We start from the raw sequence: 26,340 nt of genomic DNA on the forward strand, positions 1-26,340 counted from the left end.
AGGGTTGCGGAGAGAGAAGTGCAAAGAAGCGCATTCTCTGATTCACTGTACCCCAAGCCGTTATAGCTTGGGGTTTTTTTACGGGAAATTAAAGCCTGAGGGGGAGAAAAAATGAAACACTTGACCGCAATGAATGAGCTTAGTCTTGAGGATATTCACGAGCTGATTGAAGAGGCGAGAGAGCTGAAAAAAGGCAAGTCCGATTCCGTCCTCTCCGGAAAGTTTGCTGCCAATCTGTTTTTTGAACCGAGTACAAGAACGCGCTTCAGCTTCGAAGTGGCTGAAAAGAAACTTGGCATGAATGTGTTAAACCTGGACGGTGTTTCAACGAGCGTACAAAAAGGAGAATCGTTGTACGATACCGTCAAGACCCTCGAATCCATCGGCGCTGATGTATGTGTGATCAGACACTCTCAGGATCATTATTACAATGAACTCATCGGACACGTCGGCATTCCGGTGATCAATGCCGGAGACGGCTGCGGTCAGCATCCCACTCAATCTTTGCTAGACTTGATGACGATTCACGAGGAATGGGGCAGATTTGCCGGACTGACGGTATCTATACACGGAGATATCAAACACAGCAGAGTGGCAAGGTCGAATGCCGAAGTACTGACAAGGCTCGGAGCAAAGGTTCTGTTCTCAGGTCCAGACGAATGGCGGGATGAAGACAATCCATACGGGACATATGTGTCGCCTGACGAAGCGGTTGCTAATTCGGATGTCGTGATGCTTCTCCGGATTCAGCACGAACGTCATGAGAAAAAGGCGGCAGAACGAGACTATCTTGAAACTTTCGGATTGTCGCTGAAGCGGGCGGAGCTCTTGAAAAAAGACGCGGTCATTATGCACCCTGCGCCAGTCAACCGAGGTGTCGAGATTGACAGTGCACTGGTCGAATCCGCTCAGTCGAGAATTTTTAAACAAATGGAAAACGGTGTATATATCAGAATGGCGGTTTTAAAAAGAGCGCTTCTAAACGGCGAAAACAGAAAAAGGGGAGATCAGGCTTATGTCTTATTTAATTAAAAACGGCTTCATACTCGACGAAAAAGGTGAAAAAGTACAGCGTGATATCAGGATTGAAGGCGATACAATCAGCGAAATCGGAAGCCTTGAGGCCGCTTTGGGAGAAACGGTTATCGATGCCGATGGACTTTTCGTCTCGCCAGGGCTTGTTGACCTTCACGTTCACTTCAGAGAGCCGGGCGGCGAGAAGAAAGAAACGATCGAAACAGGCGCAAAAGCCGCAGCTAGAGGCGGATTTACAACTGTCGCCGCAATGCCGAATACGCGGCCTGTCCCCGATACGAAAGAGCAGATGGAGTGGCTCGTCAACCGCATTGACGAAACGGCATCTGTCAGAGTGCTCCCGTATGCTTCCATCACCATCAGACAAACAGGCCAGGAAATGACCGATTTCGAAGGGCTGAAAGACGCAGGTGCGTTCGCGTTTACCGATGACGGCGTCGGCGTTCAAACGGCGGGGATGATGTATGAAGCGATGAAAAAAGCGGCTTCGATCGATAAAGCGATCGTCGCTCACTGTGAAGACAATTCACTGATCTACGGCGGCAGTGTACACGATGGGGAATTTGCCAAAGCCAACGGTTTAAACGGGATTCCTTCAGTGTGCGAAGCGGTTCACATCGCAAGGGACGTTCTTCTGGCCGAAGCGGCAGGCTGCCATTACCACGTCTGTCATATCAGCACGAAGGAATCGGTCAGGGTCGTCCGCGATGCCAAAAAAGCGGGGATCCGCGTGACGGCGGAAGTGACGCCGCACCATCTGCTCCTTTCAGACAGTGACATTCCCGGTCTTGATACAAATTATAAAATGAATCCGCCGCTCAGAAGTCCGGAAGACAGAGAAGCGCTCCTTGAGGGGCTTAGAGACGGAACAATCGATTTTATCGCAACGGATCATGCCCCTCACACAGAAGAAGAAAAACAACAGACAATGAGCCTGGCGCCATTTGGAATTGTCGGCTTGGAGACGGCTTTTCCGCTCCTTTACACGCACTTTGTCAAAACAGGCAAATGGACGCTGAAACAGCTGCACGATTATATGACGGTCAAACCTTGCGAGGCGTTCGGACTTCCTTACGGGAAGCTTGAAGCCGGTCGGTCCGCGGATATTACGCTCATTGATCTTGAACGCGAAGAAAAAATTGACAAAAGCATCTTTCTTTCTAAAGGGAAAAACACGCCGTTTGACGGCATCAGCTGCTTCGGCTGGCCGGTTATGACAATGGCAAAGGGAAAACTCGTTTACCAAGAGGGGAGACTTGTAAAATGAAAAGACGTCTTGTACTAGAAAACGGAACGATTTTTGAAGGGGAAGCATTCGGCAGCTTGGAAAACACCATGGGAGAAGTCGTGTTCAACACGGGGATGACAGGCTATCAGGAAATCCTCTCAGATCCTTCATACTGCGGACAAATTGTCACCCTGACATACCCGCTGATCGGAAACTACGGGATCAACAGAGACGACTTTGAATCCATCACCCCTTATGTGAAAGGGTTTATCGTAAAAGAGTTATGTCAACATCCGTCAAACTGGCGCTCTGCTTATACACTTGATGAATATTTAAAAATGAAGAACATCCCGGGACTCTCAGGGATTGACACGAGAAAGCTGACAAGAATGATCAGAACAGCAGGTACGCTGAAAGGAGTTTTTGCCAGCCCGGAAGAAGATGCTGAGGCTTTGGTTCATAAGCTGAAAGAAACGAACCTTCCGACCGATCAGGTCAGCCAAGTTTCAACAAAAACGGCATATCCGAGCCCTGGGAGAGGGAAGCGAATCGTGCTCGTCGATTTCGGAATGAAGCACGGCATCTTAAGGGAGCTGAACAAGCGCAAATGCGATGTGATCGTCGTTCCTCACAATGTAACGGCAGAAGAAGTGATGCAGCTAAAGCCTGACGGCGTAATGCTGTCAAACGGACCCGGAGATCCAACGGACGTACCGGAAGCGATTGCCATGATTCAAAACATTCTCGGCAAGGTTCCATTGTTCGGCATCTGTCTCGGCCATCAGCTGTTTGCCCTCGCCTGCGGAGCAAAGACGGCGAAAATGAAGTTCGGACACCGCGGTTCCAACCATCCGGTTAAAGAGCTTGCAACCGGGAGAGTATCGATTACGGCTCAAAACCACGGCTATACTGTATCGTCCGTTGAAAACACGCCGCTTGAGGTGACGCATGTAGCGATTAATGATGCGACAATCGAAGGGCTTAAACATAAACACGAACCGGCTTTCACGGTTCAATACCATCCGGAAGCTTCACCTGGGCCGGAAGACGCAAACCATTTATTTGATCAATTTTTAGACATGATTGAAACCACAGAGAAAGAAGGGGAAGCGGTATGCCTAAACGCGTAGATATCAAGAAGATTTTGGTGATCGGATCGGGGCCGATTATTATCGGGCAGGCGGCGGAATTTGATTATGCGGGCACACAGGCCTGCCTCGCTTTAAAAGAAGAAGGCTATGAAGTCATTCTCGTCAACTCAAATCCGGCGACGATCATGACTGATACGGAAATGGCTGACCGCGTATATATCGAACCGCTGACGCTTGAATTCTTAACACGGATCATCCGCAAAGAGCGGCCGGACGCCATTTTGCCGACATTGGGCGGGCAGACGGGCCTCAACTTGGCGGTCGAACTGTCCGAGCACGGCATCTTGGCTGAGTGCGGCGTTGAAGTGCTCGGCACGAAATTGTCGGCGATCCAGAAAGCGGAGGACCGCGACTTGTTCAGAAGCTTGATGAATGAGTTGAATGAGCCGGTTCCGGAAAGCGAGATCATCCACTCGCTCGGCGAAGCGCGCGAGTTTGTCGAGCGTATCGGCTTCCCTGTCATCGTCAGACCGGCATACACGCTTGGCGGAACAGGCGGAGGCATCTGCTCAAACGAAGACGAGCTGAAAGAAATCGTTGAAAACGGCTTAAAAATGAGCCCGGTTCATCAATGTCTGCTTGAAAAGAGCATCGCCGGCTACAAAGAAATCGAGTATGAAGTCATGAGAGACTCGAGCGATCATGCGATCGTCGTCTGCAATATGGAAAACATCGATCCGGTCGGGATTCATACCGGGGACAGCATCGTTGTAGCGCCGAGCCAGACGCTGAGCGACCGCGAATACCAAATGCTTCGCAATGTATCGCTGAAAATCATCCGCGCGCTTGAAATCGAAGGCGGCTGTAACGTTCAGCTGGCGCTTGACCCGGACAGCTTTCAGTACTACATCATTGAGGTAAACCCGCGGGTCAGCCGTTCATCAGCGCTTGCCTCAAAAGCGACGGGCTATCCGATCGCAAAGCTTGCCGCCAAAATCGCCGTCGGTTTGTCTCTTGACGAAATGATGAATCCTGTTACAGGAAAAACGTACGCATCTTTCGAACCTGCACTCGACTATGTCGTTTCAAAAATACCGCGCTGGCCGTTTGATAAATTCGAATCGGCAAACCGCAGGCTCGGCACGCAGATGAAAGCGACGGGCGAAGTGATGGCGATTGGAAGAACGTGGGAGGAATCTCTTCTTAAAGCGGTCCGTTCTCTTGAAGCGGATGTCTACCACCTGGAACTGAAAGATGCCGGTGATATCTCGAATGAAGTGCTTGAAAAACGGATTAAAAAAGCGGGAGACGAACGGCTCTTTTACTTGGCCGAAGCGTTCAGAAGAGGATACACAGTCAGCGATCTCCATGAATTTTCGGCAATTGACCTGTTCTTCCTGCACAAGCTTGAGGGAATCATTCGCTTTGAAGAGAAGCTGAAAGCCGGGCGCGGCGACCTTGGCCTTTTAAAAGAAGCGAAAGAGCTCGGTTTTTCAGACCGCTTCATTAGCCTTCTCTGGGAGATGTCTGAACGAAAGCTTTATGATCTTAGAAAAGAAGCAGGCATTACGCCTGTTTATAAAATGGTTGATACATGCGCGGCTGAATTTGAATCAGAGACACCGTATTTCTACAGCACGTATGAAGAAGAAAACGAATCGGTCAGAACGGACAAAAACAGCGTCATCGTTCTTGGCTCGGGTCCGATCCGGATCGGCCAGGGGGTTGAATTCGACTATGCGACCGTGCATTCGGTCTGGGCGATTAAAGAAGCCGGCTATGAAGCAATCATAATCAACAACAATCCTGAGACGGTTTCAACGGACTTCAGCATTTCCGACAAGCTCTACTTTGAGCCGCTTACTGTTGAAGATGTCATGCATATCATCGATTTGGAGCAGCCGAAAGGTGTCGTCGTTCAGTTTGGCGGACAGACTGCGATCAACCTAGCCGACGAGCTCGCAGAGCGGGGCGTCGCCATTCTCGGAACATCTTTGGAAGATTTGGACCGCGCCGAGGACCGCGACAAGTTCGAACAGACGCTTGAAACGCTGCATGTACCTCAGCCGCTCGGAAAAACGGCGACATCTGTGGAAGGCGCCGTTGAAATCGCAGCTAACATCGGCTATCCGGTGCTTGTCCGTCCATCGTATGTACTTGGGGGACGTGCGATGGAGATCGTCTACCAGGAAGCAGAGCTTCTCCATTATATGGAGAATGCAGTGAAAATCAATCCGCAGCACCCTGTCCTGATCGATAAATATTTGACCGGAAAAGAAATTGAAGTGGATGCAATTTCTGACGGTGAAACGGTCGTCATTCCGGGGATTATGGAGCACATCGAACGGGCGGGCGTCCACTCGGGGGATTCGATTGCCGTTTACCCGCCGCAATCCCTTTCAGAGGACATCAAGAAAAAGATTGAAGCATACACGATTAAGCTTGCAAAAGGCTTAAACATCGTCGGCCTGCTCAACATTCAATTTGTCCTTTCAAAAGATGAGGTTTACGTCCTTGAAGTCAACCCGAGATCGAGCCGCACGGTGCCGTTTCTCAGCAAAATCACCGGCATACCGATGGCCAATCTCGCAACAAAAGTGATTCTCGGCGGGAAGCTGGCCGATTTGGGCTATACAGCAGGCCTCCAAAAAGAGCAGGAAGGCGTATATGTGAAAGTGCCGGTCTTCTCGTTTGCAAAGCTGAGAAGAGTGGATATCACGCTCGGACCGGAAATGAAATCGACTGGGGAAGTCATGGGCAAAGACAGCACATTGGAAAAAGCGCTATACAAAGGACTGATCGCTTCAGGCATCCAAATTCCGAACTACGGCTCTGTTCTCCTGACAGTTGCTGATAAAGATAAAGAGGAAGGACTATTGATCGCCAAGCGGTTCCATGCGATCGGCTATAACATATTGGCTACGGAAGGAACGGCAGGCTATTTAAGAGATGCATCCGTACCTGTTAAAACCGTCGGGAAAATCGGCGAAGAAGGAACAAATCTCCTTGATGTCATTCGAAACGGAGAAGCGCAGTTCGTCGTCAATACGCTGACAAAAGGGAAGCAACCGGCAAGGGACGGCTTCAGAATCAGACGCGAATCCGTTGAAAACGGCGTTGCCTGCCTGACATCCCTTGATACGGCGGAAGCGATTTTACGGGTGCTTGAAAGCATGAGCTTCCGCGCCGATCATATGCCGGAGATTAAAATCGAGCAAAAGGCGGCTGTCAGATGAGAAAAGGGTATATGACAGTCCGTTCAAACAAGTGTATCGCGGATCATATTTATGCAATGGTGCTGGAAGGGGAGATTGCCGAAGTTTGCGGCGCTCCCGGCCAGTTCCTTCACATCAAGGTCTCAGACTCCCTCACACCGCTTTTGAGGCGGCCGATCAGCATCGCTGATATCAACAGAGCCGCCCGGCAGGTGACCATCATCTTTCGCAAGGATGGGGAGGGCACGAGCCTCCTTTCTTTAAAAAAGGAAGGAGATCAGATCGATGTCCTCGGTCCGCTCGGCAACGGTTTTCCGGCTGAATCGCTTGAACCGGGGAAAACGGCTCTTCTCGTCGGAGGGGGGATCGGTGTTCCACCGCTTTACGAGCTGAGCAAACAGCTGACAAACAGAGGGGTGCACGCGATCCATGTGTTAGGATTTGCTTCTGCAAAAGATGTCTTTTACGAACAGGAATTCAGCCGCTTCGGCCGGGTGTATGTGGCAACCGCAGACGGCACCCGCGGTTCAAAGGGATTTGTTACAGATGTCATTGAAAACGAGGGGCTTCAGTTTGACTGCATAATGGCTTGCGGACCGACGCCGATGCTGAAAGCTTTAAAACAGCGCTATCCGGATAAAGAGGTTTATCTGTCGATGGAAGAGCGCATGGGATGCGGGATCGGTGCTTGCTTTGCCTGTGTCTGCCATACGGAAGAAAGCGAAACGTCTTATGTGAAGGTATGCCTTGACGGCCCTGTTTTCAAAGCTGAGGAGGTGCTGTTATGAGGCTTGAAGTCAATTTGCCGGGCCTTCAATTGAAAAATCCGATCATGCCGGCCTCAGGCTGCTTTGGATTCGGGAGAGAATTTGCGAACTTTTACGATCTATCACGTCTCGGTGCGATTATGATTAAAGCGACGACGAGCGAGCCGCGCTTCGGGAATCCGACGCCGCGCGTCGCCGAGACACAAGCCGGCATGCTCAATGCCATCGGCCTGCAAAATCCGGGTTTAGAGGCTGTCATGGAACGCGAATTGCCTTGGCTCGAACAGTTCGATACACCGATTATCGCCAATGTCGCCGGCTCGCAGATCGACGATTATGTGGAAGTGGCTGAAGAAATCAGCAAAGCGCCGAACGTTCATGCGCTCGAGCTGAATATTTCTTGTCCCAACGTGAAAACGGGAGGCATCGCCTTCGGCACACAGCCGGAAATGGCCGGCGAGCTGACGAAAGCGGTAAAAGAGGTTGCAAGCGTCCCCGTCTATGTGAAGCTGTCGCCGAATGTTGCGAACATAACCGACATCGCTCTTGCCATAGAAGAAGCGGGAGCGGACGGTCTGACGATGATCAACACGCTGATCGGGATGCGACTCGACTTAAAAACGGGAAAGCCGATCTTGGCGAATAAAACCGGCGGATTATCAGGCCCTGCCGTTAAACCGGTGGCCATCAGAATGGTGCATGAAGTCAGCCAAAAGGTGAGCATTCCGATCATCGGCATGGGAGGCGTCCAGTCAGCCGAAGATGTGCTTGAGTTTTTGCTGGCGGGTGCGAGCGCAGTCGCCGTCGGCACGGCAAACTTCGTTAATCCGTTTGCTTGTCCCGAAATCATCGACGATTTGCCGCGCGTTTTAGAAAAATACGGATACGATTCGTTGAACGAGTGTGTCGGAAGGAGCTGGAAGGATGAAACATACGCCGCCCATCATCGCGCTTGATTTTGCATCAGCACAGGAAACATATGCGTTTTTGGACCGGTTTCAAGAGGAAGAGCTATTCGTTAAGGTGGGCATGGAGCTTTTTTATCAAGAAGGACCTGCCATCCTTGAAAAGTTGCAGGAGCGCGGCTGCCGCATTTTCCTCGATCTAAAGTGCCACGACATTCCAACGACCGTATATAAGGCGATGAAAAGGCTGGCGGGATTTGGCGTCAGTCTTGTCAATGTGCACGCAGCAGGAGGAAAACAAATGATGGAGTCGGCGCTTGAAGGCCTTGAAGCAGGGACTCCGGCAGGCCAAAAACGCCCTTCATTAATTGCCGTGACCCAGCTGACAAGCACGTCTTCAGAAATGCTTCAGCGTGAACTGCTGATTGAAACACCGCTTCTCGATGCAGTTGTTCACTACAGCAAGTTGGCTGAAGAAAGCGGACTTGACGGCGTCGTCTGCTCCGTTCATGAAGCCGAACACATTTACCGGGCTGTGTCTTTAGGTTTTCTGACCGTGACACCCGGAATTCGCATGGCAGATGACAAAAACAACGACCAGGTCCGGGTGGCGACGCCGTCATACGCACGGGAAAAAGGCGTATCGGCGATCGTTGTCGGCCGTTCGATTACACAGGCGGAAGATCCTGTGTCAGCCTACAGAAGAATAGGACATGAGTGGGAGGGAACCAAGGCATGAAAACAGACATTGCAAACCATTTATTAAAAATCAAAGCAGTTTTCCTGCGCCCGAATGAGCCGTTTACATGGGCGAGCGGCATCCTGTCGCCCATCTACTGCGACAACCGTTTGACGCTTTCATATCCGGAAGTAAGGCATGATATAGCTTCAGGGCTTGCCGGACTGATTCAAGACAAATTTCCCGAAGCCGAAATGATCGCCGGTACGGCAACCGCGGGAATCCCCCATGCCGCGCTTGCCGCTGACAGACTGAGCCTGCCGATGTGCTACGTCAGAAGCAAACCGAAGGCGCACGGCAAAGGAAACCAAATTGAAGGAGCCGTTGTAAAAGGACAGAAAGTCGTTGTGATCGAAGATTTAATTTCAACGGGCGGAAGCGTCCTTGAAGCAGCCGCCGCCCTTACAGAGGCGGGATGTGAAGTGCTCGGCGTCGCCGCCATTTTCACTTACGGGCTTCCAAAAGCCGCCGCCGCCTTCAGCGAAGCGGGCGTTGAATATTCCACGCTAACTGATTATGATACGTTGACAGAGGCTGCGCTTGCCGGTGGATATATCAGCGAACAGGATGCCGCCAAACTGAAAGAATGGAAGGCGAATCCTGAAAGCAAGTCTTGGATGGACTGATGATCAAAGCCGTATTCTCCTAATGGGAGAACGGCTTTTTTTTGCGCCTTTTTGCAGATTTCAAAATAGTAAAATCGGATTATTTTTATTTTTTATTAATCCTATAAAAAAAGTCGGGTTGACTTTTATTCGAATTGTGCTAAAATTTTAAAATAACAAAAGCAAACTTATCAAGAGCGGTGGAGGGACTGGTCCGATGAAACCCGGCAACCTGCGTGTGATGCGTAAGGTGCTACTTCCAGCAAAATGCCCTCATTTTGAGAGATAAGGAATAGCGGAGTTCCTCGTCTTTCTTTCAAAATTGGAAGAAAGATTTTAATTTTTAAGGGGCAGAGGAGGAGCTAGAAGTGAAGACAGATGAACAGCTTGAAAAGGTGATCATCAAAATGAAAGACATGCTGAAAGACATGAATTACGGATCGATCACATTCGTTGTTCAGGACGGCAAAGTCATTCAAATCGAAAAAAATGAAAAAATAAGATTGAAATAGCTGACTAGACAAACTAGAGGCGGTTTTCACAGTTTTTTTCTGCTGGAAGCCGTTTTTTTGTTGGCAAAAAAAAGGGGGAACCGAAAATTTTTACTTACAGCACATGGGAGGAACCAAACATCTCTTTTCAGGAAGATGACTCTTATAAAGGAGCGCTGTCCGTCCTGAAATGGGCGTACGGACATTACGGGGATCAGCTCGTATATGCGTGCAGCTTCGGAATTGAGGGGATCGTCCTGATCGATTTGATTTATAAGGTTAAAAAAGATGCAGTCATCGTTTTCCTTGATACAGGGCTTCATTTTAAAGAAACATATGAAACGATCGACGCTGTCAAAGAACGATATCCAGGCCTTCAGATTATCATGAAAAAACCGGAGCTTACCGTCGAAGAGCAGGCGAAAGAATATGGGGACGAACTATGGAAGACCGCTCCGAATTCCTGCTGTGAAATGAGGAAGGTCATTCCTCTCCGCGAGACGCTATCAGGCTACCCGGCGTGGCTGTCAGGCCTGCGCCGCGAGCAATCGCCCGGGCGGAGCAAAACGAACTTTTTGAACAAAGATGAAAAATTCAAGTCCATCAAAGTTTGTCCGCTCATTCATTGGACGTGGAAGGATATTTGGAGATATGTGACAAAACACGATCTCCCATACAACCCGCTTCATGATCAAGGCTATCCGAGCATCGGCTGCGCTCCGTGCACCTCTCCGGCCTTTACGATGGATGATCTTCGATCAGGCCGCTGGAACGGATCGGCTAAAACAGAATGCGGATTACACGAGTAAGGAGATGAGTCATGGAACTTGCCGCCATTTTATTTAGCATGTTTTTTGCGATGAATATCGGAGCGAGCGGTGCAGCTGCTTCAATGGGAATCGCCTACGGATCTGAAGCCGTCAAAAAGAAGTTTCATGCCCTTCTGATCTGTGCAGCCGGCGTTCTCTCGGGCGCCGTCATCGGCGGCGGAAACGTCGTGAAAACGATCAGCTCAGGCATCATTCCTGAACGGGTGATTTCGCTCGAAATCGTCTGCATTATTATCGGATCGGCGGCGCTGTCGCTCTTTATCGCAAATGTACTTGGCATTCCGCTTTCGACAAGTGAAGTGACAGTCGGATCTGTTGTCGGAGTAGGTGTCGCTTACCAGGTTTTGTATGTGAAATCTTTGCTTGTCATCGTCTCATTTTGGGTCATTGTACCAATCGTCGCTTTTATGTTTACATTTGCGATGGCAAAAATCATGAAAAAAACGATCAAACGTCCAGCCTCGGGAAAAAAAGCAAAGGTTTTGGCGGTCATTCTGTTGATCACCGGGTTTTTTGAAGCCTTCTCAGCAGGCATGAACAATGTCGCAAACGCTGTCGGACCTCTGGTGGCGGCGCATGTTTTGACAGTCGGGGAAGGAACGCTCTACGGCGGACTGTTTGTCGCGCTAGGCGCCCTTTTACTGGGCAGGCGCGTTCTTGAAACAAACGGCAAAAAGATAACGAGATTTTCAAAAGGAGAGGGGATCATCCTTTCCGGAACAGGGGCCGGGCTTGTCATCATCAGTTCAATTTTCGGTTTGCCGGTTCCGCTTGCGCAAGTCACATCATCTTCTATTATAGGGATGGGAATGGCAAAAAACGGCGGCAACGTCTTTCATAAACAAGTGGTCAAAACAATGCTGAAAGTATGGGTCGTCTCGCCGTTCCTTTCATTAAGCCTATCTTATATGCTGGTCAGCCTTTTATTAAAAGGAGACTATTATGCTCTCATCGTCATCACAAGCGTCCTTCTGGCATCTGTCGGAACGCTCAGCCTGATGAGAGCGGTCAAAAAAGAACACAGCTCCGTCCATGAGCAAGGCGGAGGAATTTAAACACAAAGTAGGGGGAAACAAGTTTATGAGTTTAGCACCACACGGCGGTGTATTGGTTAACCGCGTCAATGAAGCATACGATTTTCAACATATCGCACAAGAAATTGAGCTTGATTTAATGGCTTTTTCAGATTTGGAGCTGATCGGAATCGGTGCGTACAGCCCGATCCAAGGATTTATGACAGAGAAAGACTATCTGTCCGTTGTCGAAAATATGAGACTATCAAGCGGCGAAGTATGGACGCTTCCGATCACTCTGCCTGTTGACGGGGAAAAAGCTTCAAGCTTAAAAGCGGGTGACACCGTCCGCCTCACCTATAATGGGGATACCTGCGGCGTCATTGAGATCGAAGACATCTATACGCCGGACAAGAAAACGGAAGCCGTCAATATCTATAAAACCGACGAACTCGAACATCCGGGTGTCAAAAAATTGTTTGACCGCGGCAGCGTTTATGTGGGCGGGCCGATCACGCTCATTAAACGGAGCGTCAAGCAATTCCCGGCGCACACATTCGAACCTCTGGAAACAAGAAAAAAATTCGCAGAACTCGGCTGGAAAACGATCGTCGGATTCCAGACGAGAAATCCGGTTCACAGAGCGCACGAATACATTCAAAAAACGGCGCTGGAGACTGTAGACGGCCTTTTCCTCAATCCGCTCGTCGGGGAAACAAAATCAGACGATATTCCGGCTGATGTCCGCATGGAAAGCTATCAGGTGCTGCTAGACGGCTACTACCCGAAAGACCGCGTCTTCCTCGGCGTTTTTCCGGCGGCGATGCGCTATGCGGGGCCGAAGGAAGCGATCTTCCATGCGCTTGTCAGAAAGAACTACGGATGCACGCATTTTATCGTCGGAAGAGACCATGCCGGTGTCGGCGATTACTACGGCACATATGAAGCGCAGGAGCTGTTCGATCAGTTCGCGCCGGAAGAGATCGGCATTACGCCGCTGAAATTCGAACACAGCTTCTACTGCAATGTCTGCGGGTCAATGGCTACGGCGAAGACGTGCCCTCACGGCAAAGAACATCATGTCATTTTGTCCGGCACAAAGGTGAGGGCCATGCTGAGAAACGGCGAGTTCCCGCCGAGCACATTCAGCCGTCCTGAAGTCATTCAAACATTAATCAAAGGCTTAACGGCCGGGGTTTCTTAAGGGGGAGCATCTCTTGGTAAATAAAGATATTGTCTGGCATGAAGCGTCCATTACAAAACGGGAATATCATGAGAAAAATAAACATAAAAGCTCAATCATTTGGCTGACGGGCTTGAGCGGTTCAGGAAAATCAACGATTGCCAACGCCGCAGCGCGTGAGTTGTTTGAACAAGGCTACCAGGTCACGGTGCTTGACGGCGACAACGTCAGGCACGGGCTGAACAAGGACCTCGGGTTTTCCGATGAAGACCGGAAGGAAAACATCCGCCGGATCGGCGAGGTCGCGAAGCTCTTTGTCGAACAGGGGACGATCGTCATTACGGCGTTCATTTCCCCTTTTCAAGAAGACCGCGGGCTTGTCAGACAGCTTGTCGAGGAAGATGAGTTTCACGAAGTCTATGTGAAATGCGATTTGGCGACGTGTGAGGAGCGCGACCCGAAAGGCTTGTACAAAAAAGCGAGAAACGGGGAAATTCCATTTTTCACGGGGATCGATTCGCCTTATGAAGAGCCTGAAACACCTGAGCTTGTGCTTGATACAGGCACACATAACCGGGAGGAGTGCAAAAATCAGCTCGTCCAATACGTAAAAGATCAAACGAAATAAAATGCGGGTGAATAGGAAAGTGCGGCACATGCACTTTCCTATTCCATAAAGAAAACGTTTGGTTTTTGTGATATTTTCAGGCACCAAACGCTTTCTTTATGATTTATAATGAATTGAAGAAGACGTTGATCAGATCGGGGGGAGATCTAAGATGGGGAAAGTATATATCGTTGGGGCAGGTCCTGGAGACCCCGATTTACTGACGATCAAAGCTTTAAAAGCCATCCAGACAGCCGATGTCATTTTGTATGACAGGCTTGTGAATAAACAGATTTTACAGCATGCCAAGGAGGGAGCGGATCTCATCTACTGCGGAAAGCTTCCGGACTACCACATGATGAAGCAGGAAACGATCAATCATTTTCTCGTCAAGTATGCGAAAAAAGGGAAAACCGTTGTCAGACTGAAAGGCGGCGATCCTTTCGTATTCGGCAGAGGCGGCGAGGAAGCGCAAACCCTCGCTGAACACGGGGTTGCTTTTGAAATCGTGCCGGGAATCACCTCAGGAATTGCCGCTGCTGCTTATGCAGGCATTCCGGTGACACACCGGGAAGCGAGTTCAAACGTCGCTTTCGTGACAGGCCATTATCAAAAAGAAGAAAGTATTGAAGAGAAGTGGAAAGCGTTAGCCACTGGGATCGATACGCTTGTCATTTATATGGGGATTAAAAACGTGAAGCAAATTGAAAGGCTTCTGATCGAAAACGGCAGAGATCCGTCAACGCCTGCCGCTTTCATCCATTGGGGAACGACGGACAAACAAAAAACAGTGCTTTGCACGGTTGAAACGCTTGCCGGTACAGTCGAAAGCGAAAAGATTGAAAACCCGAGCCTGATTGTCATCGGGGATGTCGTTCAATTCAGCTCACAGTTAAGCTGGTTTGAACCCGAGATGAAAGATCCGGCATTAAGCGAGGCACTTTAATATGAAACAAGCGATTTTATATATCGGCCACGGAAGCCGTCTGAAAAGAGCCCAAACAGAAGCAGCCGCTTTTTTGGAGAGCTGCAAAGAAAACATGTCCGCCCCCATTCAGGAAATTTCTTTTTTGGAACTTGTAGCACCGGATATCGAAACCGGCTTTAAAGCGTGTGTGGAAAAAGGGGCGACGCATATCGCGGCCGTGCCGCTTCTTCTATTGACAGCCGCACATGCCAAAAGGGACATCCCTGAAGAGCTTGCCCGTGCTTCCTCGCAATATCCTTCCGTCAGCGTCACTTACGGAAAGCCGATCGGCGTCGATCAGGAAGTCGTCAAAGCGGTTTTTACAAGGATCGAAGAAACGGGGACGCCATATGAACATGCAAGAGTCGTCTTGATCGGAAGGGGAAGCTCTGATCCGGATGTCAAACGGGATGTCTATGACATTTGCGAGCGGCTGAGAGAGCTCACACCCGTTGACGAGGTCATTCCCTGCTTTATGACAGCCTGTGAACCGCACTACCTTGATGTGTTTAAACAGCTTAAAGAACGGGACGGAAAAACGGCATTCATCGTGCCGTATCTGCTGTTTACCGGTATGCTGATGAACGAGATTGAAAGGGAAACCGCAAAGCTGAAAGAAACCAATCCGGATGTCGTGCTGACGGATTACCTCGGCTTCCACCCCCATGTGAAAAACGCCTTTTTGCACCGCGTTGAGGAAGCGGTTGTCAACAAAGCCGGCCGCTTTGATTTTAGAGGAGCATCAGATGCTGCCGCTTCACATTAACATGAAAGGCAAAGCCGCGGTCATTGCAGGCGGGGGGAAGATTGCAGCACGGCGGCTGAAAACGGTGCTGGCAGAAGGGGCATCCGCAACCGTCATCAGTCCTGAAGCATCAGAAGAGATGCTCGGATTGATCGAAGAGCACGGCATCGAATGGAAGAAGAAAAAAGCGGAACCCGGTGATTTCAAAGATGCATTTCTAATCATTCTCGCGACCGATGACCACGAGGCGAACAGGCGAATCGCCGCATCAGCCGCTCCTGATCAGCTCGTCAATGTTGCGAGTGAAGCAGAGCTTGGAAATGTATATGTTCCGAAAATAATCAACAGAGGAAACATAACCATATCCGTCTCGACAAACGGAGCAAGCCCGCGTCACACGATCAAGCTGGCCGGACAGATCGATGATTTGATCGATGATGAGCTCGTCCAAGAGATCGACGAGCTTCTCCGTAAAAGAAGAGGCCTGAACCCTTGAGGTTCAGGCCTTTTGGCATTATTTTTTCAGCTTGATGACCAAGTCTTCATCAGGTGTTACAAAAACGGTTTGCTGGCTGTCGTAGGTGACAAACCCGGGTTTGGCGCCATTCGGTTTTTTGACGTGGCGTATTTTTGTATAGTCGACAGGAACCGAAGCGGAGTTTTTCGCTTTGCTGTAATATGCAGCGATCTGCGCCGCTTCAAGAATGGTTTGCTCGTCCGGATCGCTCGATTGGATGACGACGTGCGATCCCGGAATATCTTTCGTGTGAAGCCAGATGTGGTCGCGGGCGGCAAGCTTCATCGTCAAATATTCGTTCTGCTTGTTGTTTTTGCCGACGAGAATCGTTTCTCCTGCGCTGGATTCGTATGCTTCGAGCGTCGGCGCCTGTTTTTTCTGTTTTTTCTGGCCCCCTTGCTGTTTGGCACGCAAATACTTTCCTTCGGCGAGCTCTTCGCGGATTTCGGTTATATCTTTCGGAGAGGCAGACGAAAGCTGCTGAATCAGCTGGTCGAAATAAGCGATTTCCTCTTCTGCCAATCTGATCTGCTCCTTCACGACGTCCACCGAATTTTTTGCTTTTTGATATTTTGTAAAATAGCTTTGTGCGTTTTCAGAAGGCGTTTTATTCGGATTGAGCGGAATCGTGATTTCTCTGCCGTTTTCATCATAGTAGTTGATGACTTTCGCTTCTTTGTCTCCTTTTTTCAGCTGGTACAGGTTCGCGGTCAACAGCTCTCCGTACAGTTGATAATCTTTCGCGTGTTCGGACTGCTCAAGCGTTTTTTGCAGCTTTTTGATTTTGTTTTCGTTTTTTTTCTTTTCGTTTGCCGCGAAACGCTCTAAATCATGAGCCTGCTGTTTGACGCGGTCCCGCTCTGCTTTTCCGAAATAGTAGCGGTCAAGAAGTTCGCTCAGCGTATGAAAGGGTCTGTTATCGCCTTTTATATGGGTCAGCTCAAGAAGGTAAAAATATTCTTTTCCATCTTCTGTCGTGACAAGCTGGGGCTGAAAACGCCGGTTTTTGATTTCGCTGAACATCCCCGTCAAGACGCTTGGCAGTGTCGCCCTGTTGGCAAGGCCCGCACGAAAGACGGCTTCTTTCGCAAACAGAGGCGAGACGCCGGAAAAGGTATCGACGATCTGCCTGTCCAGTTTGCCTTCCTGGAAATTAAGATGGCGAAGAATATCTTCAGTCTCCGCTTCCAGCGGGGACAATTTGTTCTGTGCGGGAGGGAGAATGTAATCGTATCCCGGGAGCACGGTGCGGTAGCTGTTCACCGAAGGTGACAGATGTTTCAAACTGTCGATGATGACGTCTTTTTCTCCGTCGGTTAACACGATGTTGCTGTGCCTTCCCATGATTTCGACCATCAGCTTTCTTGTCAGCGTGTCGCCGATTTCGTTCCGGCTCCTGATATGAAAGACCATCATTCTGTCCATGCCGATTTGCTCGACTTGGTCGATAAAGCCGCCTTCCAGATGTTTGCGGAGGAGCATGCAGAACATCGGAGGGGTGCTCGGGTTGCCATAGGTTTCGTTTGTCAGGTGAACCCGCGCATAACTCGGGTGGGCAGAGAGCAGCAATTTGCGGTTCTGCCCGTTCGCTCTGATATGAAACACGAGCTCGTGCTTAAACGGCTGGTGGATTTTTGCGATCCGTCCGCCTCGAATCGTCTCATTTAATTCATCGATCATTCCGTATGTAAAAATGCCGTCAAAAGACATATGAAAAACTCCCTTTTCTCGTTAATCCTCTTCGTAAAGCGTCCATTCAATAATTATAGCATGATTTGGGACGAGTCTGAATAAATTGACTTATAGAGATGGATATACAAAAAGCAACCTTTAGGGCAGGAGGAGTGGACGATTCAATGAAATGGCACGAGATGGGACAAACCGAATTGTTAAATATAACAAAAACGTCCATCGACAAAGGTTTAACAGAAAAAGAGGCCGAAAAGCGGCTGGAAAGACACGGAACAAACGAACTTCAGGAAGGGGAAAAAACATCGGCGGTCGCATTGTTTTTTTCTCAATTCAAGGATTTCATGGTTCTTGTTTTGCTTGCGGCCACGTTGATTTCGGGTTTTCTCGGCGAATATATTGACGCCATCGCGATCATCGCGATCATCTTTGTAAACGGCATTCTCGGATTCTTTCAGGAGAGGCGGGCGGAAAGATCGCTCGAGGCTTTGAAAGAACTGTCAGCTCCTCAAGTGGCTGTGCTCCGGGAGGGAGACTGGGTGAAGCTCCCTTCCAAAGAGCTTGTTCCGGGAGATGTTGTCCGTTTTGCAAGCGGAGACAGAATCGGCGCCGATCTCAGGCTTATCGAGACAAAGAGCCTTGAAATAGAAGAATCGGCCCTTACGGGTGAATCGCTCCCCGTGTCTAAACAGGCAGAAGCTTTTCAGGCGTCCGATGTATCGCTGGGTGATCTGAAGAATATGGCTTTCATGGGAACGCTTGTCACAAGGGGGAGCGGCACCGGTGTCGTCATCGGCACGGGAATGAACTCTGCGATGGGGAAAATTGCCGATATGCTTGAATCTGCCGGGAATACGGCGACCCCGCTGCAAAGAAGGCTTGAAGAGCTCGGCAAAATTTTGATTGTCGCCGCTTTGTTCCTGACGCTGCTTGTCGTTGCTGCCGGCGTCATCCAGGGACATGATCTATACAGCATGTTTTTAGCGGGAGTTTCCCTTGCCGTCGCTGCCATACCTGAAGGGCTGCCGGCCATTGTCACGGTCGCTCTGTCTCTCGGCGTACAGCGGATGATCAGGCAAAAGTCGATCGTCAGAAAGCTCCCCGCGGTTGAGACACTTGGCTGCGCGTCCATTATTTGCTCTGATAAAACCGGGACGATGACGCAGAACAAAATGACGGTCACCCATGTCTGGTCAGGCGGGAAAACGTGGAACGTGTCAGGGATCGGCTACGAACCCGAAGGCTCTTTCAGCATGAACGGGCGCGACGTCCAAGCCAAGCACCATAAACCGCTCCAACAGGTACTATTGTTCGGCGCATTATGCAACTCATCTTCGATTATCGAAAAAGACGGGGAGTTTCGTCTTGACGGCGATCCTACTGAAGGCGCTTTGCTGACGGCGGCTCGAAAAGCAGGTTTTACGGACAGATATGTTGACGAACATTTTAAAATCATCGAGGAGTTTCCGTTTGATTCGACGCGGAAAATGATGTCTGTCATTGTGGAAGACAAGAGCGGCAAGCGCTTTGTCATTACAAAGGGCGCGCCGGATGTATTGATGAAGCGTTCGTCGCATACGCTGACAGAAGAAAAGCGCGAAATCTTCACAAAGGAAAGGCTCGCCGAAACAAGCGCGGCGCTGGAAACACTTGCGTCCCAAGCGCTGAGAACGATTGCTGTCGCGTATAAACCGATCAAAGAAACAGAAAATCCCTCGTTTGAAAAAGCGGAGTCAGGCTTAACTTTTATTGGGCTGTTAGGGATGATCGATCCGCCGCGGCCCGAAGTGAAAACAGCGATTAAAGAATGCCGGGAAGCGGGGATCAAAACGGTCATGATCACCGGCGACCATGTGATAACGGCAACGGCGATCGCAAAAGATCTCGGATTATTGCCTCCGCGCGGAAAGGTCATGGACGGCCAGATGCTGAACGAACTCTCGCAGGAAGAATTGGTGGAAGTTGTTGACGATGTTTACGTGTTTGCAAGGGTGTCGCCCGAACATAAGCTGAAGATCGTGACCGCCTACCAGGAAAACGGCCACATCGTCGCCATGACAGGAGACGGAGTCAATGATGCCCCTGCGATTAAACAGGCGGATATCGGCATATCGATGGGGATTACGGGAACGGATGTCGCCAAGGAGGCGTCGTCGCTCATCCTTGTCGATGATAATTTTGCAACGATTAAATCGGCCATCAAGGAAGGGCGCAATATCTATGAAAATATTAGAAAGTTCATCAGATACTTGCTCGCATCCAATGTCGGCGAAATTTTGGTCATGCTGTTTGCAATGCTGCTCGCTCTGCCGCTGCCGCTTGTCCCGATACAGATTCTTTGGGTCAACCTTGTGACAGACGGCCTGCCTGCCATGGCGCTCGGCATGGATCAGCCTGAAGACGATGTGATGCAGAGGAAGCCACGGAGTCCGAAAGAAGGCGTGTTTGCAAGGGGGCTCGGCTGGAAGGTCGTATCGCGCGGCTTTTTAATCGGAATCGCCACACTCGGGGCGTTTATGTTCATTTACAATCGCAATCCAGAAGCGCTTGAGTATGCACAGACGGTCGCTTTTGCAACGCTTGTCCTTGCGCAGTTGATCCACGTGTTCGACTGCCGGAGCGAGCGGTCCATCTTTGACCGCAATCCGTTTGAAAACATATATTTGCTCGGCGCAGTATTGTCTTCGATTCTTTTGATGCTTGTCGTTATTTATTATCCGCCGCTGCAGCCGATTTTCCATACGGTTCCGATTTTAATGGCAGACTGGCTCCTGATTGTCGGAATGTCGGCGATTCCAACTTTTTTATTGGCCGGGTCACTTTTGACAAGAAAAAAATAGGCTTGTATGATATAATCTTAAAGGTAATAGAGGTTTCTATTGCCTTTTCATCTTGCGTAAATTTAAATCAAAGAAAGTCTTTTTCACTTATACGGAATTGGGTGTGTTTTATGATACGGAGTATGACCGGTTTCGGCAGCGCGAGCAAAACGAAGGATGGGCTGACAGCAGCTGTTGAGCTGAAATCTGTCAACTATCGGTTTAAAGAAGTAAATGCACGCATGCCAAGACCTTTGCTCTATTTAGAAGACAAAATAAAGCAAACGATTTTTAACCATATACAAAGGGGGCGCCTCGAGCTGTTCGTGTCCGTTGACGACGAGGCTTTGGTCACCCGGAAAATCCAGGTTGACTGGCCGCTGCTTGAAGAGTACCAGAAAGCGGCGCGCGAAATGAAAGACCGCTGCCGGCTTTCTGGAGAGATCACGCTTCAAGACGCCTTTCAGTTTGAGCATGTCATCCAAGTCGAAGAAGAGCCGATTCAAAATGACAAGCTTGAAGAGGTCCTTCTTGATGCGGTTGAGGCTGCCGTTATTGAATTGTGCAGCATGCGTGAAGCAGAAGGGCTGAGACTGAAGGATGACTGCCTTCAGCATATTGAAAGGCTTGAAAAGTTGACAGACGACATCGCAGAGCTTGCTCCCAAGGTCGTCGAGCACTATCGGGAACGCCTTGAGGCACGGCTTGAAGAATGGTCAACAGACGGTCTCGATGAAAGCCGTCTGTTGACGGAAGTCGCACTGTTTGCAGACCGTTCGGATATCACGGAAGAAGTGACGAGGCTGAAAAGCCATTTCCGCCAGTTCCGCGATATATGCGAAGCGGGCGGGGCCGCGGGGAGAAAGCTCGATTTCCTCGTCCAGGAGCTCAACCGTGAAGCGAACACGATCGGTTCAAAAGCGAATGATCACCAGATCACAAAACATGTGGTCGAAATGAAAAGCTCTATTGAAAAAATAAAAGAACAAGTGCAAAATATAGAATAGCGATTGTGCGTATTGTTTACGGATGTTCTCTGCAGGTTAAACTAGAGACGTCCAAGTACAGGGGGAACGTATAGGATGACGATTAAACTGATCAATATCGGCTTTGGAAATATCATATCCGCCAATCGGCTGATCTCGATTGTGAGTCCGGAGTCCGCGCCTATTAAGCGGATGATCCAGGATGCCAGAGACCGCGGCATGCTTATAGATGCTACATATGGAAGAAGAACCCGTGCGGTTGTCATTATGGACAGTGACCATATCATCTTATCTGCCGTCCAGCCTGAGACAGTAGCACAAAGGCTTTCCGTTAAAGAAGAAATTATGGATGAAGGGCAGGGATAAGAGCTTTATGAAAGAAAGAGGTTTATTAATCGTTCTCTCCGGCCCTTCAGGCGTCGGAAAAGGGACAGTCAGGCAGGCGCTGTTTGCTCAGGAGGACACAAAATTTGAATATTCAATTTCGGTGACGACAAGAAAACCGCGGCAAGGCGAAAGAGACGGCGTCGACTACTTTTTTAAGACGCGCGAAGAGTTCGAAGAGATGATCGAGAACAACAAGCTGCTCGAATGGGCCGAATATGTCGGCAACTATTACGGAACACCCGTTGACTACGTCGAACAGACCCTTGAAAGTGGAAGAGACGTTTTTCTCGAAATCGAAGTCCAGGGTGCGCTGCAAGTCAGAAAGGCATTTCCAGAAGGCTTGTTTATCTTTTTGGCGCCTCCGAGCCTTGCCGAATTGAAAAACCGGATTGTCACAAGAGGGACAGAAACAGAAGCCCTGATCGAGAACCGGATGAAAGCGGCGAAGGAAGAAATCGAACTGATGGACGCGTATGACTATGTTGTCGAAAATGACAGCATTGAGCTTGCATGCGAAAGAATCAAAGCAATCGTTCTCGCCGAACATTTACGGCGCGACCGCGTTGCTCCAAGATATAAGAAAATGCTGGAGGTTGAATAATTATGCTAGATCCGTCAATTGACTCTTTAATGAATAAACTGGATTCAAAATACACGCTCGTTACCGTATCGGCACGACGTGCGCGCGAAATGCAGATTAACAAAGATCAGCAGATCGAAAATCCGAAGTCGCATAAATATGTTGGCAAAGCACTGGAAGAAATCGATGCCGGACTGCTTACATTCGAAAAGGAAAATCGCTAATAGCCTTAAAAATAGCAACCTATACACTAGGTTGTTATTTTTTTCAGGGCCGGCGAACAGAACATAAGGGGGAGAAAAACGATGCTGAAAAATCGCAACATCCTGCTGGGAGTAAGCGGAGGAATCGCGGTATACAAAGCGGCCGCCTTGACGAGCAAGCTCGTACAGGCAGGAGCCAATGTGAAAGTCATCATGACAAAATCCGCCTGTGAATTTGTATCTCCGCTCACCTTTCAAGCGCTTTCGCGCAATGAAGTATATACCAATACGTTCGAAGAACCGAATCCCCGTGTCATCGCCCATATCGATGCCGCAGATTGGGCGGATTTGGTGATCGTTGCTCCGGCAACGGCCAATGTGATCGGAAAACTTGCTTCAGGCATTGCCGACGACATGCTGACGACGACGCTTTTGGCGACAACAGCCCCCGTATGGATCGCTCCGGCGATGAATGTCCATATGTACGACCACCCGGCTGTTCAGCGGAACATTAGCGTTCTTTACAAAGACGGCTACCGGTTTATCGAGCCGAGTGAAGGCTACCTTGCGTGCGGCTATATCGGCAAAGGCAGACTTGAAGAGCCTGAGCGGATCGTCCAGTTGGCCGAGTCGTATTTTTCAAACGAAAAAAGCGGTTTGCTTGAAGGAAAGCGTGTCTTAATTACAGCGGGCCCGACAAGAGAACAAATCGATCCCGTCCGCTTTTTCTCCAACCGTTCGACAGGGAAAATGGGCTATGCTTTTGCTGAGGAAGCAGCAAGAATGGGAGCGCGCGTGACGCTGATTGCCGGCCCGACAGCGCTTGATGATCCCGCAGGAGTTGACGTTATTCATGTTCAGTCTGCAGAAGATATGTATCAAGCGGCACTATCCGTTTTCGATAAGAGCGACATCGTCATTAAAACAGCAGCTGTCGCTGATTACAGGCCAAAGCATGTTCACGATCAAAAAATGAAGAAAAAGGACGGCGGCCTCGTCATTGAGCTTGAGCGCACGAAGGATATTTTAAAAGCCCTGGGAGAGCGGAAAACAAAGCAAATCTTGGTCGGCTTTGCTGCCGAAACGCAGCACGTCGAAGACTATGCCAAACAAAAGCTGGAGACAAAAAATCTTGATATGATTGTCGCCAACAATATCACAGCTGAAGGCGCCGGTTTTGGAACGGAAACCAACATCGTAACGGTGTTTCATCGAGACGGCAAAAAGACGGCACACCCTCTGATGTCAAAACGGGAGGTTGCCGCCGAAGTCTTGAAGGAAGCCGCTGAGCTTGCCGGACGGAGCGGGACGTCCTCATGAATTTTGCTGAAGTGATCGTCGATGTTACAACAAAAAATATCGACAGACCTTTTGACTACCGCATTCCCGACAAATTCAAAGGTATGATTAAAAAAGGAATGCGCGTGATTGTTCCGTTCGGCGCCCGCAAAATCCAGGGATTTGTCACCGGTGTGAAAGAATCGTCGGAGCTCGCCGGCCGTTCGGTTAAGGATGTCGAGGATATCCTTGATCTGACGCCCGTTTTGACGGAGGAGCTGCTCGAGCTGTCAGACTGGCTGACAGAAAAAACACTTTCTTTTAAAATTACGGCTTTGCAGGCGATGCTCCCCGCGGCTATGAAAGCAAAATACGGCAAAGAAATCAAGGTGATCGGCGATAAGCCGCTTCCCGAACCGCTTAAAACTCTGTTCTCACAAAAAGAAACGCTTTCTTATTCCGATATAAATGACCACGGGACATTAAAGCTGATTCAGCGCCAGGTTCAAGAGGGCAACCTTGAAGTGGCGTATAAAGTAAAGCAGAAAACAAATAAAAAAATGCGGAGAATGATCGCCCCTCTTCGCGCGAAAGAACATTTAAAAGAAGCGCTTGACGGCCTCTCCCCGCAAGCTGTCAAACAAAAAGCGGTCCTTCAGTTTTTCATCGATCGCAAAGAAGCCGATGCTGTTCCGGCAAAGGATCTGATCGACAAAACGGGAGGCTCGTCCGCGTCCTTAAAAGCGCTGATCGATAAGGGTCTGTTAAAGGAGAGCGAAGAGGAGGTTTACAGGGATCCTTATCAGGACAGAATGTTCAAAAAAACCGAACCGCTTCCGTTGACTGAAGAGCAGGCGCAGGCCTACGAGGCGATAGCAGATGCGATTGAAGACAAGCGGCACGATGTGTTTCTTCTTCACGGAGTGACCGGAAGCGGAAAAACGGAAGTCTATCTGCAATCGATCGAAAAGGTGCTGGAAGCCGGCAAAGAAGCGATCGTCCTCGTTCCGGAAATTTCGCTGACGCCGCAGATGGTCAACCGCTTTAAAGGGCGCTTTGGCTCACAGGTAGCCGTACTGCACAGCGGGCTTTCAACAGGAGAAAAATATGATGAATGGCGGAAGATCCACCGCAAAGAAGTCCGTCTCGTCGTCGGGGCGCGCTCGGCGATTTTCGCGCCGTTTGAAAATCTCGGCATGATTATTATTGATGAAGAGCACGAAACATCGTACAAGCAGGAGGAGATGCCGAGATACCATGCGAAAGAAGCGGCGATTCAAAGGGCCAAATACCACCGGTGTCCGGTCGTGCTCGGCAGTGCGACGCCAACGCTCGAATCGTTCGCAAGGGCGAAAAAAGGCGTGTACAAACTTCTTTCTCTCAAGCACCGCGTCAATCACCAAGTCATGCCTGACGTGTCTCTCGTCGATATGAGAGAGGAACTGCGCAGCGGAAACCGTTCGATGTTTTCCAAAGACTTAATGGCCGGACTTGAGGAAACCCTTGAAAAAGGAGAGCAAGCCGTTCTGTTTTTAAACAAAAGGGGATATTCCTCATTTGTCATGTGCAGAGACTGCGGATATGTCATCCAGTGTCCTCATTGCGAAATTTCATTGACGTACCACAGGTATGGACAGCGTCTGAAGTGTCATTACTGCGGCTATGAAACCGGTATGCCGTCAAGCTGCCCCGAATGCGGAAGCGAGCATATCCGCTACTTTGGTACAGGCACGCAGCGGGTCGAAGAAGAATTGACAAAGGTTCTGCCGGCTGCAAGGGTGATCCGCATGGATGTCGATACAACCTCAAGAAAAGGAGCGCATGAAAAGCTGCTCACATCCTTTGGCAGAGGCGAAGCCGATATCCTGCTTGGAACACAGATGATCGCCAAAGGGCTCGATTTCGAAAACGTCACGCTCGTCGGTGTTTTGAGCGCGGATACGATGCTTCACATCCCCGATTTCAGAGCCGCTGAAAAAACGTTCCAGCTGATGACGCAGGTGAGCGGAAGAGCTGGGCGCCACGAAAAGCCGGGCAAGGTGATCATTCAGACGTACACACCGTCCCATTACAGCATTCAGCTCACGAAAACACACGATTATGAAACATTCTTCCGGCAGGAGATGCTGCACAGAAGGGAACAGGCCTACCCTCCTTATTATTATTTGGCGCTGGTCGGCGTATCGCACGAAGAAGTGACGAAGGCGGCACTCGTGACTGAAAAAATCGCCAACTATTTAAAACAGAACATTTCAAGTGAGGCGAAGATTCTCGGCCCTGTCGCATCGCCGATCGCCAGGATCAAAGATAGATATCGCTATCAATGCGTGATAAAATACAAACAGGAAAACCAGCTTACATCGTTGCTTAAAAACATTATGGATCATTACAAACGCGACATTGAACAAAAGCAATTGACGATTTCGATCGACATGAATCCATATATGATGATGTAAAAAT

24 protein-coding genes and 1 riboswitch are annotated in these 26,340 nt (G+C 49.5%); of the genes, 23 read left to right on the forward strand and 1 reads right to left on the reverse strand.

The window, feature by feature from the left end; all coding sequences use genetic code 11:
• The first annotated feature begins 111 nt into the window (after positions 1-111).
• From MKX80_RS08675 to MKX80_RS08750, 16 genes are all read left to right on the forward strand, one after another.
• The gene (locus tag MKX80_RS08675; RefSeq protein WP_154997767.1) at positions 112-1,032 is read left to right on the forward strand and encodes an aspartate carbamoyltransferase catalytic subunit; all 921 of its coding nucleotides are present in this window, start codon (positions 112-114) and stop codon (positions 1,030-1,032) included.
• Complete coding sequence (locus MKX80_RS08680; protein ID WP_154997765.1) at positions 1,016-2,302, forward strand: dihydroorotase; 1,287 nt, start codon at positions 1,016-1,018, stop codon at positions 2,300-2,302. The genes MKX80_RS08675 and MKX80_RS08680 overlap by 17 nt, the downstream gene beginning before the upstream one ends.
• A complete protein-coding gene (locus MKX80_RS08685; RefSeq protein ID WP_268325700.1) occupies positions 2,299-3,393 on the forward strand; it encodes a carbamoyl phosphate synthase small subunit in 1,095 nt (364 codons plus the stop codon). The genes MKX80_RS08680 and MKX80_RS08685 overlap by 4 nt, the downstream gene beginning before the upstream one ends.
• Positions 3,378-6,590, forward strand: coding sequence for a carbamoyl-phosphate synthase large subunit (gene carB / locus MKX80_RS08690; RefSeq protein ID WP_182070711.1), 3,213 nt, complete (start codon positions 3,378-3,380; stop codon positions 6,588-6,590). Before MKX80_RS08685 ends, carB begins: the two co-directional genes overlap by 16 nt.
• The gene (locus tag MKX80_RS08695) at positions 6,587-7,357 is read left to right on the forward strand and encodes a dihydroorotate dehydrogenase electron transfer subunit (protein WP_154997760.1); all 771 of its coding nucleotides are present in this window, start codon (positions 6,587-6,589) and stop codon (positions 7,355-7,357) included. Before carB ends, MKX80_RS08695 begins: the two co-directional genes overlap by 4 nt.
• The gene (locus MKX80_RS08700; protein WP_154997758.1) at positions 7,354-8,292 is read left to right on the forward strand and encodes a dihydroorotate dehydrogenase; all 939 of its coding nucleotides are present in this window, start codon (positions 7,354-7,356) and stop codon (positions 8,290-8,292) included. Before MKX80_RS08695 ends, MKX80_RS08700 begins: the two co-directional genes overlap by 4 nt.
• Positions 8,261-8,980, forward strand: coding sequence for an orotidine-5'-phosphate decarboxylase (gene pyrF, locus MKX80_RS08705; protein ID WP_154997756.1), 720 nt, complete (start codon positions 8,261-8,263; stop codon positions 8,978-8,980). The genes MKX80_RS08700 and pyrF overlap by 32 nt, the downstream gene beginning before the upstream one ends.
• Positions 8,977-9,606 carry an orotate phosphoribosyltransferase gene (gene pyrE / locus MKX80_RS08710; protein WP_326849725.1) on the forward strand — a complete coding sequence of 210 codons (630 nt, stop codon included), beginning with the start codon at positions 8,977-8,979 and terminating at the stop codon, positions 9,604-9,606. Before pyrF ends, pyrE begins: the two co-directional genes overlap by 4 nt.
• 164 nt (positions 9,607-9,770) lie before the next feature.
• Positions 9,771-9,877, forward strand: a riboswitch (SAM riboswitch).
• 76 nt (positions 9,878-9,953) lie between these two features.
• Positions 9,954-10,097: a YezD family protein gene (locus MKX80_RS08715; RefSeq protein ID WP_003181635.1), complete on the forward strand. Its 144-nt coding sequence runs from the start codon at positions 9,954-9,956 to the stop codon at positions 10,095-10,097.
• Between the two features lie 86 nt (positions 10,098-10,183).
• Positions 10,184-10,885, forward strand: a complete 702-nt coding sequence (locus MKX80_RS08720; protein WP_011197966.1) for a phosphoadenylyl-sulfate reductase — start codon at positions 10,184-10,186, stop codon at positions 10,883-10,885.
• Between the two features lie 11 nt (positions 10,886-10,896).
• The gene (locus MKX80_RS08725) at positions 10,897-11,961 is read left to right on the forward strand and encodes an inorganic phosphate transporter (RefSeq protein WP_154997749.1); all 1,065 of its coding nucleotides are present in this window, start codon (positions 10,897-10,899) and stop codon (positions 11,959-11,961) included.
• A gap of 25 nt (positions 11,962-11,986) precedes the next feature.
• Positions 11,987-13,123, forward strand: a complete 1,137-nt coding sequence (gene sat / locus MKX80_RS08730) for a sulfate adenylyltransferase (protein WP_182070707.1) — start codon at positions 11,987-11,989, stop codon at positions 13,121-13,123.
• A gap of 13 nt (positions 13,124-13,136) precedes the next feature.
• Entirely contained in the window at positions 13,137-13,730 is a 594-nt protein-coding gene (gene cysC / locus MKX80_RS08735; RefSeq protein ID WP_154997745.1) for an adenylyl-sulfate kinase, read from the forward strand.
• Positions 13,731-13,881: 151 nt separating this feature from the next.
• Entirely contained in the window at positions 13,882-14,655 is a 774-nt protein-coding gene (gene cobA, locus MKX80_RS08740; protein WP_268315742.1) for a uroporphyrinogen-III C-methyltransferase, read from the forward strand.
• Position 14,656: 1 nt separating this feature from the next.
• Positions 14,657-15,442 (forward strand): sirohydrochlorin chelatase, encoded by a 786-nt coding sequence (locus MKX80_RS08745; RefSeq protein WP_154997741.1) that lies wholly within the window; start codon positions 14,657-14,659, stop codon positions 15,440-15,442.
• Positions 15,423-15,917, forward strand: a complete 495-nt coding sequence (locus MKX80_RS08750; protein WP_154997854.1) for an NAD(P)-dependent oxidoreductase — start codon at positions 15,423-15,425, stop codon at positions 15,915-15,917. Before MKX80_RS08745 ends, MKX80_RS08750 begins: the two co-directional genes overlap by 20 nt.
• Before the next feature lie 18 nt (positions 15,918-15,935).
• On the opposite strand, the gene MKX80_RS08755 is transcribed toward MKX80_RS08750, so the two are convergent.
• Entirely contained in the window at positions 15,936-17,648 is a 1,713-nt protein-coding gene (locus MKX80_RS08755) for an NFACT RNA binding domain-containing protein (protein WP_154997739.1), read from the reverse strand.
• A 146-nt stretch (positions 17,649-17,794) separates the two neighbouring features.
• On the opposite strand from MKX80_RS08755, the gene MKX80_RS08760 reads away from it, so the two are divergent.
• The 7 genes from MKX80_RS08760 to priA all read left to right on the forward strand — a co-directional run bounded on the left by MKX80_RS08760 (position 17,795) and on the right by priA (position 26,336).
• Positions 17,795-20,467, forward strand: coding sequence for a calcium-translocating P-type ATPase, SERCA-type (locus MKX80_RS08760; protein ID WP_154997737.1), 2,673 nt, complete (start codon positions 17,795-17,797; stop codon positions 20,465-20,467).
• Positions 20,468-20,577: 110 nt separating this feature from the next.
• A complete protein-coding gene (locus MKX80_RS08765) occupies positions 20,578-21,453 on the forward strand; it encodes a YicC/YloC family endoribonuclease (RefSeq protein ID WP_154997735.1) in 876 nt (291 codons plus the stop codon).
• A 75-nt stretch (positions 21,454-21,528) separates the two neighbouring features.
• Positions 21,529-21,798, forward strand: a complete 270-nt coding sequence (remA, locus tag MKX80_RS08770; protein WP_003181657.1) for an extracellular matrix/biofilm regulator RemA — start codon at positions 21,529-21,531, stop codon at positions 21,796-21,798.
• 7 nt (positions 21,799-21,805) lie between these two features.
• Positions 21,806-22,420 carry a guanylate kinase gene (gmk, locus tag MKX80_RS08775; protein ID WP_003181659.1) on the forward strand — a complete coding sequence of 205 codons (615 nt, stop codon included), beginning with the start codon at positions 21,806-21,808 and terminating at the stop codon, positions 22,418-22,420.
• 2 nt (positions 22,421-22,422) lie between these two features.
• The gene (gene rpoZ, locus MKX80_RS08780) at positions 22,423-22,623 is read left to right on the forward strand and encodes a DNA-directed RNA polymerase subunit omega (RefSeq protein ID WP_154997733.1); all 201 of its coding nucleotides are present in this window, start codon (positions 22,423-22,425) and stop codon (positions 22,621-22,623) included.
• An 81-nt stretch (positions 22,624-22,704) separates the two neighbouring features.
• On the forward strand, positions 22,705-23,922 hold the full coding sequence (gene coaBC / locus MKX80_RS08785; protein ID WP_154997731.1) for a bifunctional phosphopantothenoylcysteine decarboxylase/phosphopantothenate--cysteine ligase CoaBC: 1,218 nt from the start codon (positions 22,705-22,707) through the stop codon (positions 23,920-23,922).
• Entirely contained in the window at positions 23,919-26,336 is a 2,418-nt protein-coding gene (gene priA / locus MKX80_RS08790; RefSeq protein ID WP_154997729.1) for a primosomal protein N', read from the forward strand. Before coaBC ends, priA begins: the two co-directional genes overlap by 4 nt.
• Positions 26,337-26,340 lie beyond the last annotated feature (4 nt).

The organism is Bacillus sp. FSL K6-0972, from assembly GCF_037976035.1.
Classification (GTDB): domain Bacteria; phylum Bacillota; class Bacilli; order Bacillales; family Bacillaceae; genus Bacillus; species Bacillus haynesii.

Bases quoted from the DNA above. Each gene is read 5' to 3' on its own strand.
- MKX80_RS08675 (WP_154997767.1), top strand. From the start codon at position 112: ATGAAACACTTGACCGCAATGAATGAGCTTAGTCTTGAGGATATTCAC.
- MKX80_RS08680 (WP_154997765.1), top strand. From the start codon at position 1,016: ATGTCTTATTTAATTAAAAACGGCTTCATACTCGACGAAAAAGGTGAA.
- MKX80_RS08685 (WP_268325700.1), top strand. From the start codon at position 2,299: ATGAAAAGACGTCTTGTACTAGAAAACGGAACGATTTTTGAAGGGGAA.
- carB (WP_182070711.1), top strand. From the start codon at position 3,378: ATGCCTAAACGCGTAGATATCAAGAAGATTTTGGTGATCGGATCGGGG.
- MKX80_RS08695 (WP_154997760.1), top strand. From the start codon at position 6,587: ATGAGAAAAGGGTATATGACAGTCCGTTCAAACAAGTGTATCGCGGAT.
- MKX80_RS08700 (WP_154997758.1), top strand. From the start codon at position 7,354: ATGAGGCTTGAAGTCAATTTGCCGGGCCTTCAATTGAAAAATCCGATC.
- pyrF (WP_154997756.1), top strand. From the start codon at position 8,261: ATGAAACATACGCCGCCCATCATCGCGCTTGATTTTGCATCAGCACAG.
- pyrE (WP_326849725.1), top strand. From the start codon at position 8,977: ATGAAAACAGACATTGCAAACCATTTATTAAAAATCAAAGCAGTTTTC.
- MKX80_RS08725 (WP_154997749.1), top strand. From the start codon at position 10,897: ATGGAACTTGCCGCCATTTTATTTAGCATGTTTTTTGCGATGAATATC.
- sat (WP_182070707.1), top strand. From the start codon at position 11,987: ATGAGTTTAGCACCACACGGCGGTGTATTGGTTAACCGCGTCAATGAA.
- cobA (WP_268315742.1), top strand. From the start codon at position 13,882: ATGGGGAAAGTATATATCGTTGGGGCAGGTCCTGGAGACCCCGATTTA.
- MKX80_RS08745 (WP_154997741.1), top strand. From the start codon at position 14,657: ATGAAACAAGCGATTTTATATATCGGCCACGGAAGCCGTCTGAAAAGA.
- MKX80_RS08750 (WP_154997854.1), top strand. From the start codon at position 15,423: ATGCTGCCGCTTCACATTAACATGAAAGGCAAAGCCGCGGTCATTGCA.
- MKX80_RS08755 (WP_154997739.1), bottom strand. From the start codon at position 17,648: ATGTCTTTTGACGGCATTTTTACATACGGAATGATCGATGAATTAAAT.
- MKX80_RS08760 (WP_154997737.1), top strand. From the start codon at position 17,795: ATGAAATGGCACGAGATGGGACAAACCGAATTGTTAAATATAACAAAA.
- MKX80_RS08765 (WP_154997735.1), top strand. From the start codon at position 20,578: ATGATACGGAGTATGACCGGTTTCGGCAGCGCGAGCAAAACGAAGGAT.
- remA (WP_003181657.1), top strand. From the start codon at position 21,529: ATGACGATTAAACTGATCAATATCGGCTTTGGAAATATCATATCCGCC.
- gmk (WP_003181659.1), top strand. From the start codon at position 21,806: ATGAAAGAAAGAGGTTTATTAATCGTTCTCTCCGGCCCTTCAGGCGTC.
- rpoZ (WP_154997733.1), top strand. From the start codon at position 22,423: ATGCTAGATCCGTCAATTGACTCTTTAATGAATAAACTGGATTCAAAA.
- coaBC (WP_154997731.1), top strand. From the start codon at position 22,705: ATGCTGAAAAATCGCAACATCCTGCTGGGAGTAAGCGGAGGAATCGCG.
- priA (WP_154997729.1), top strand. From the start codon at position 23,919: ATGAATTTTGCTGAAGTGATCGTCGATGTTACAACAAAAAATATCGAC.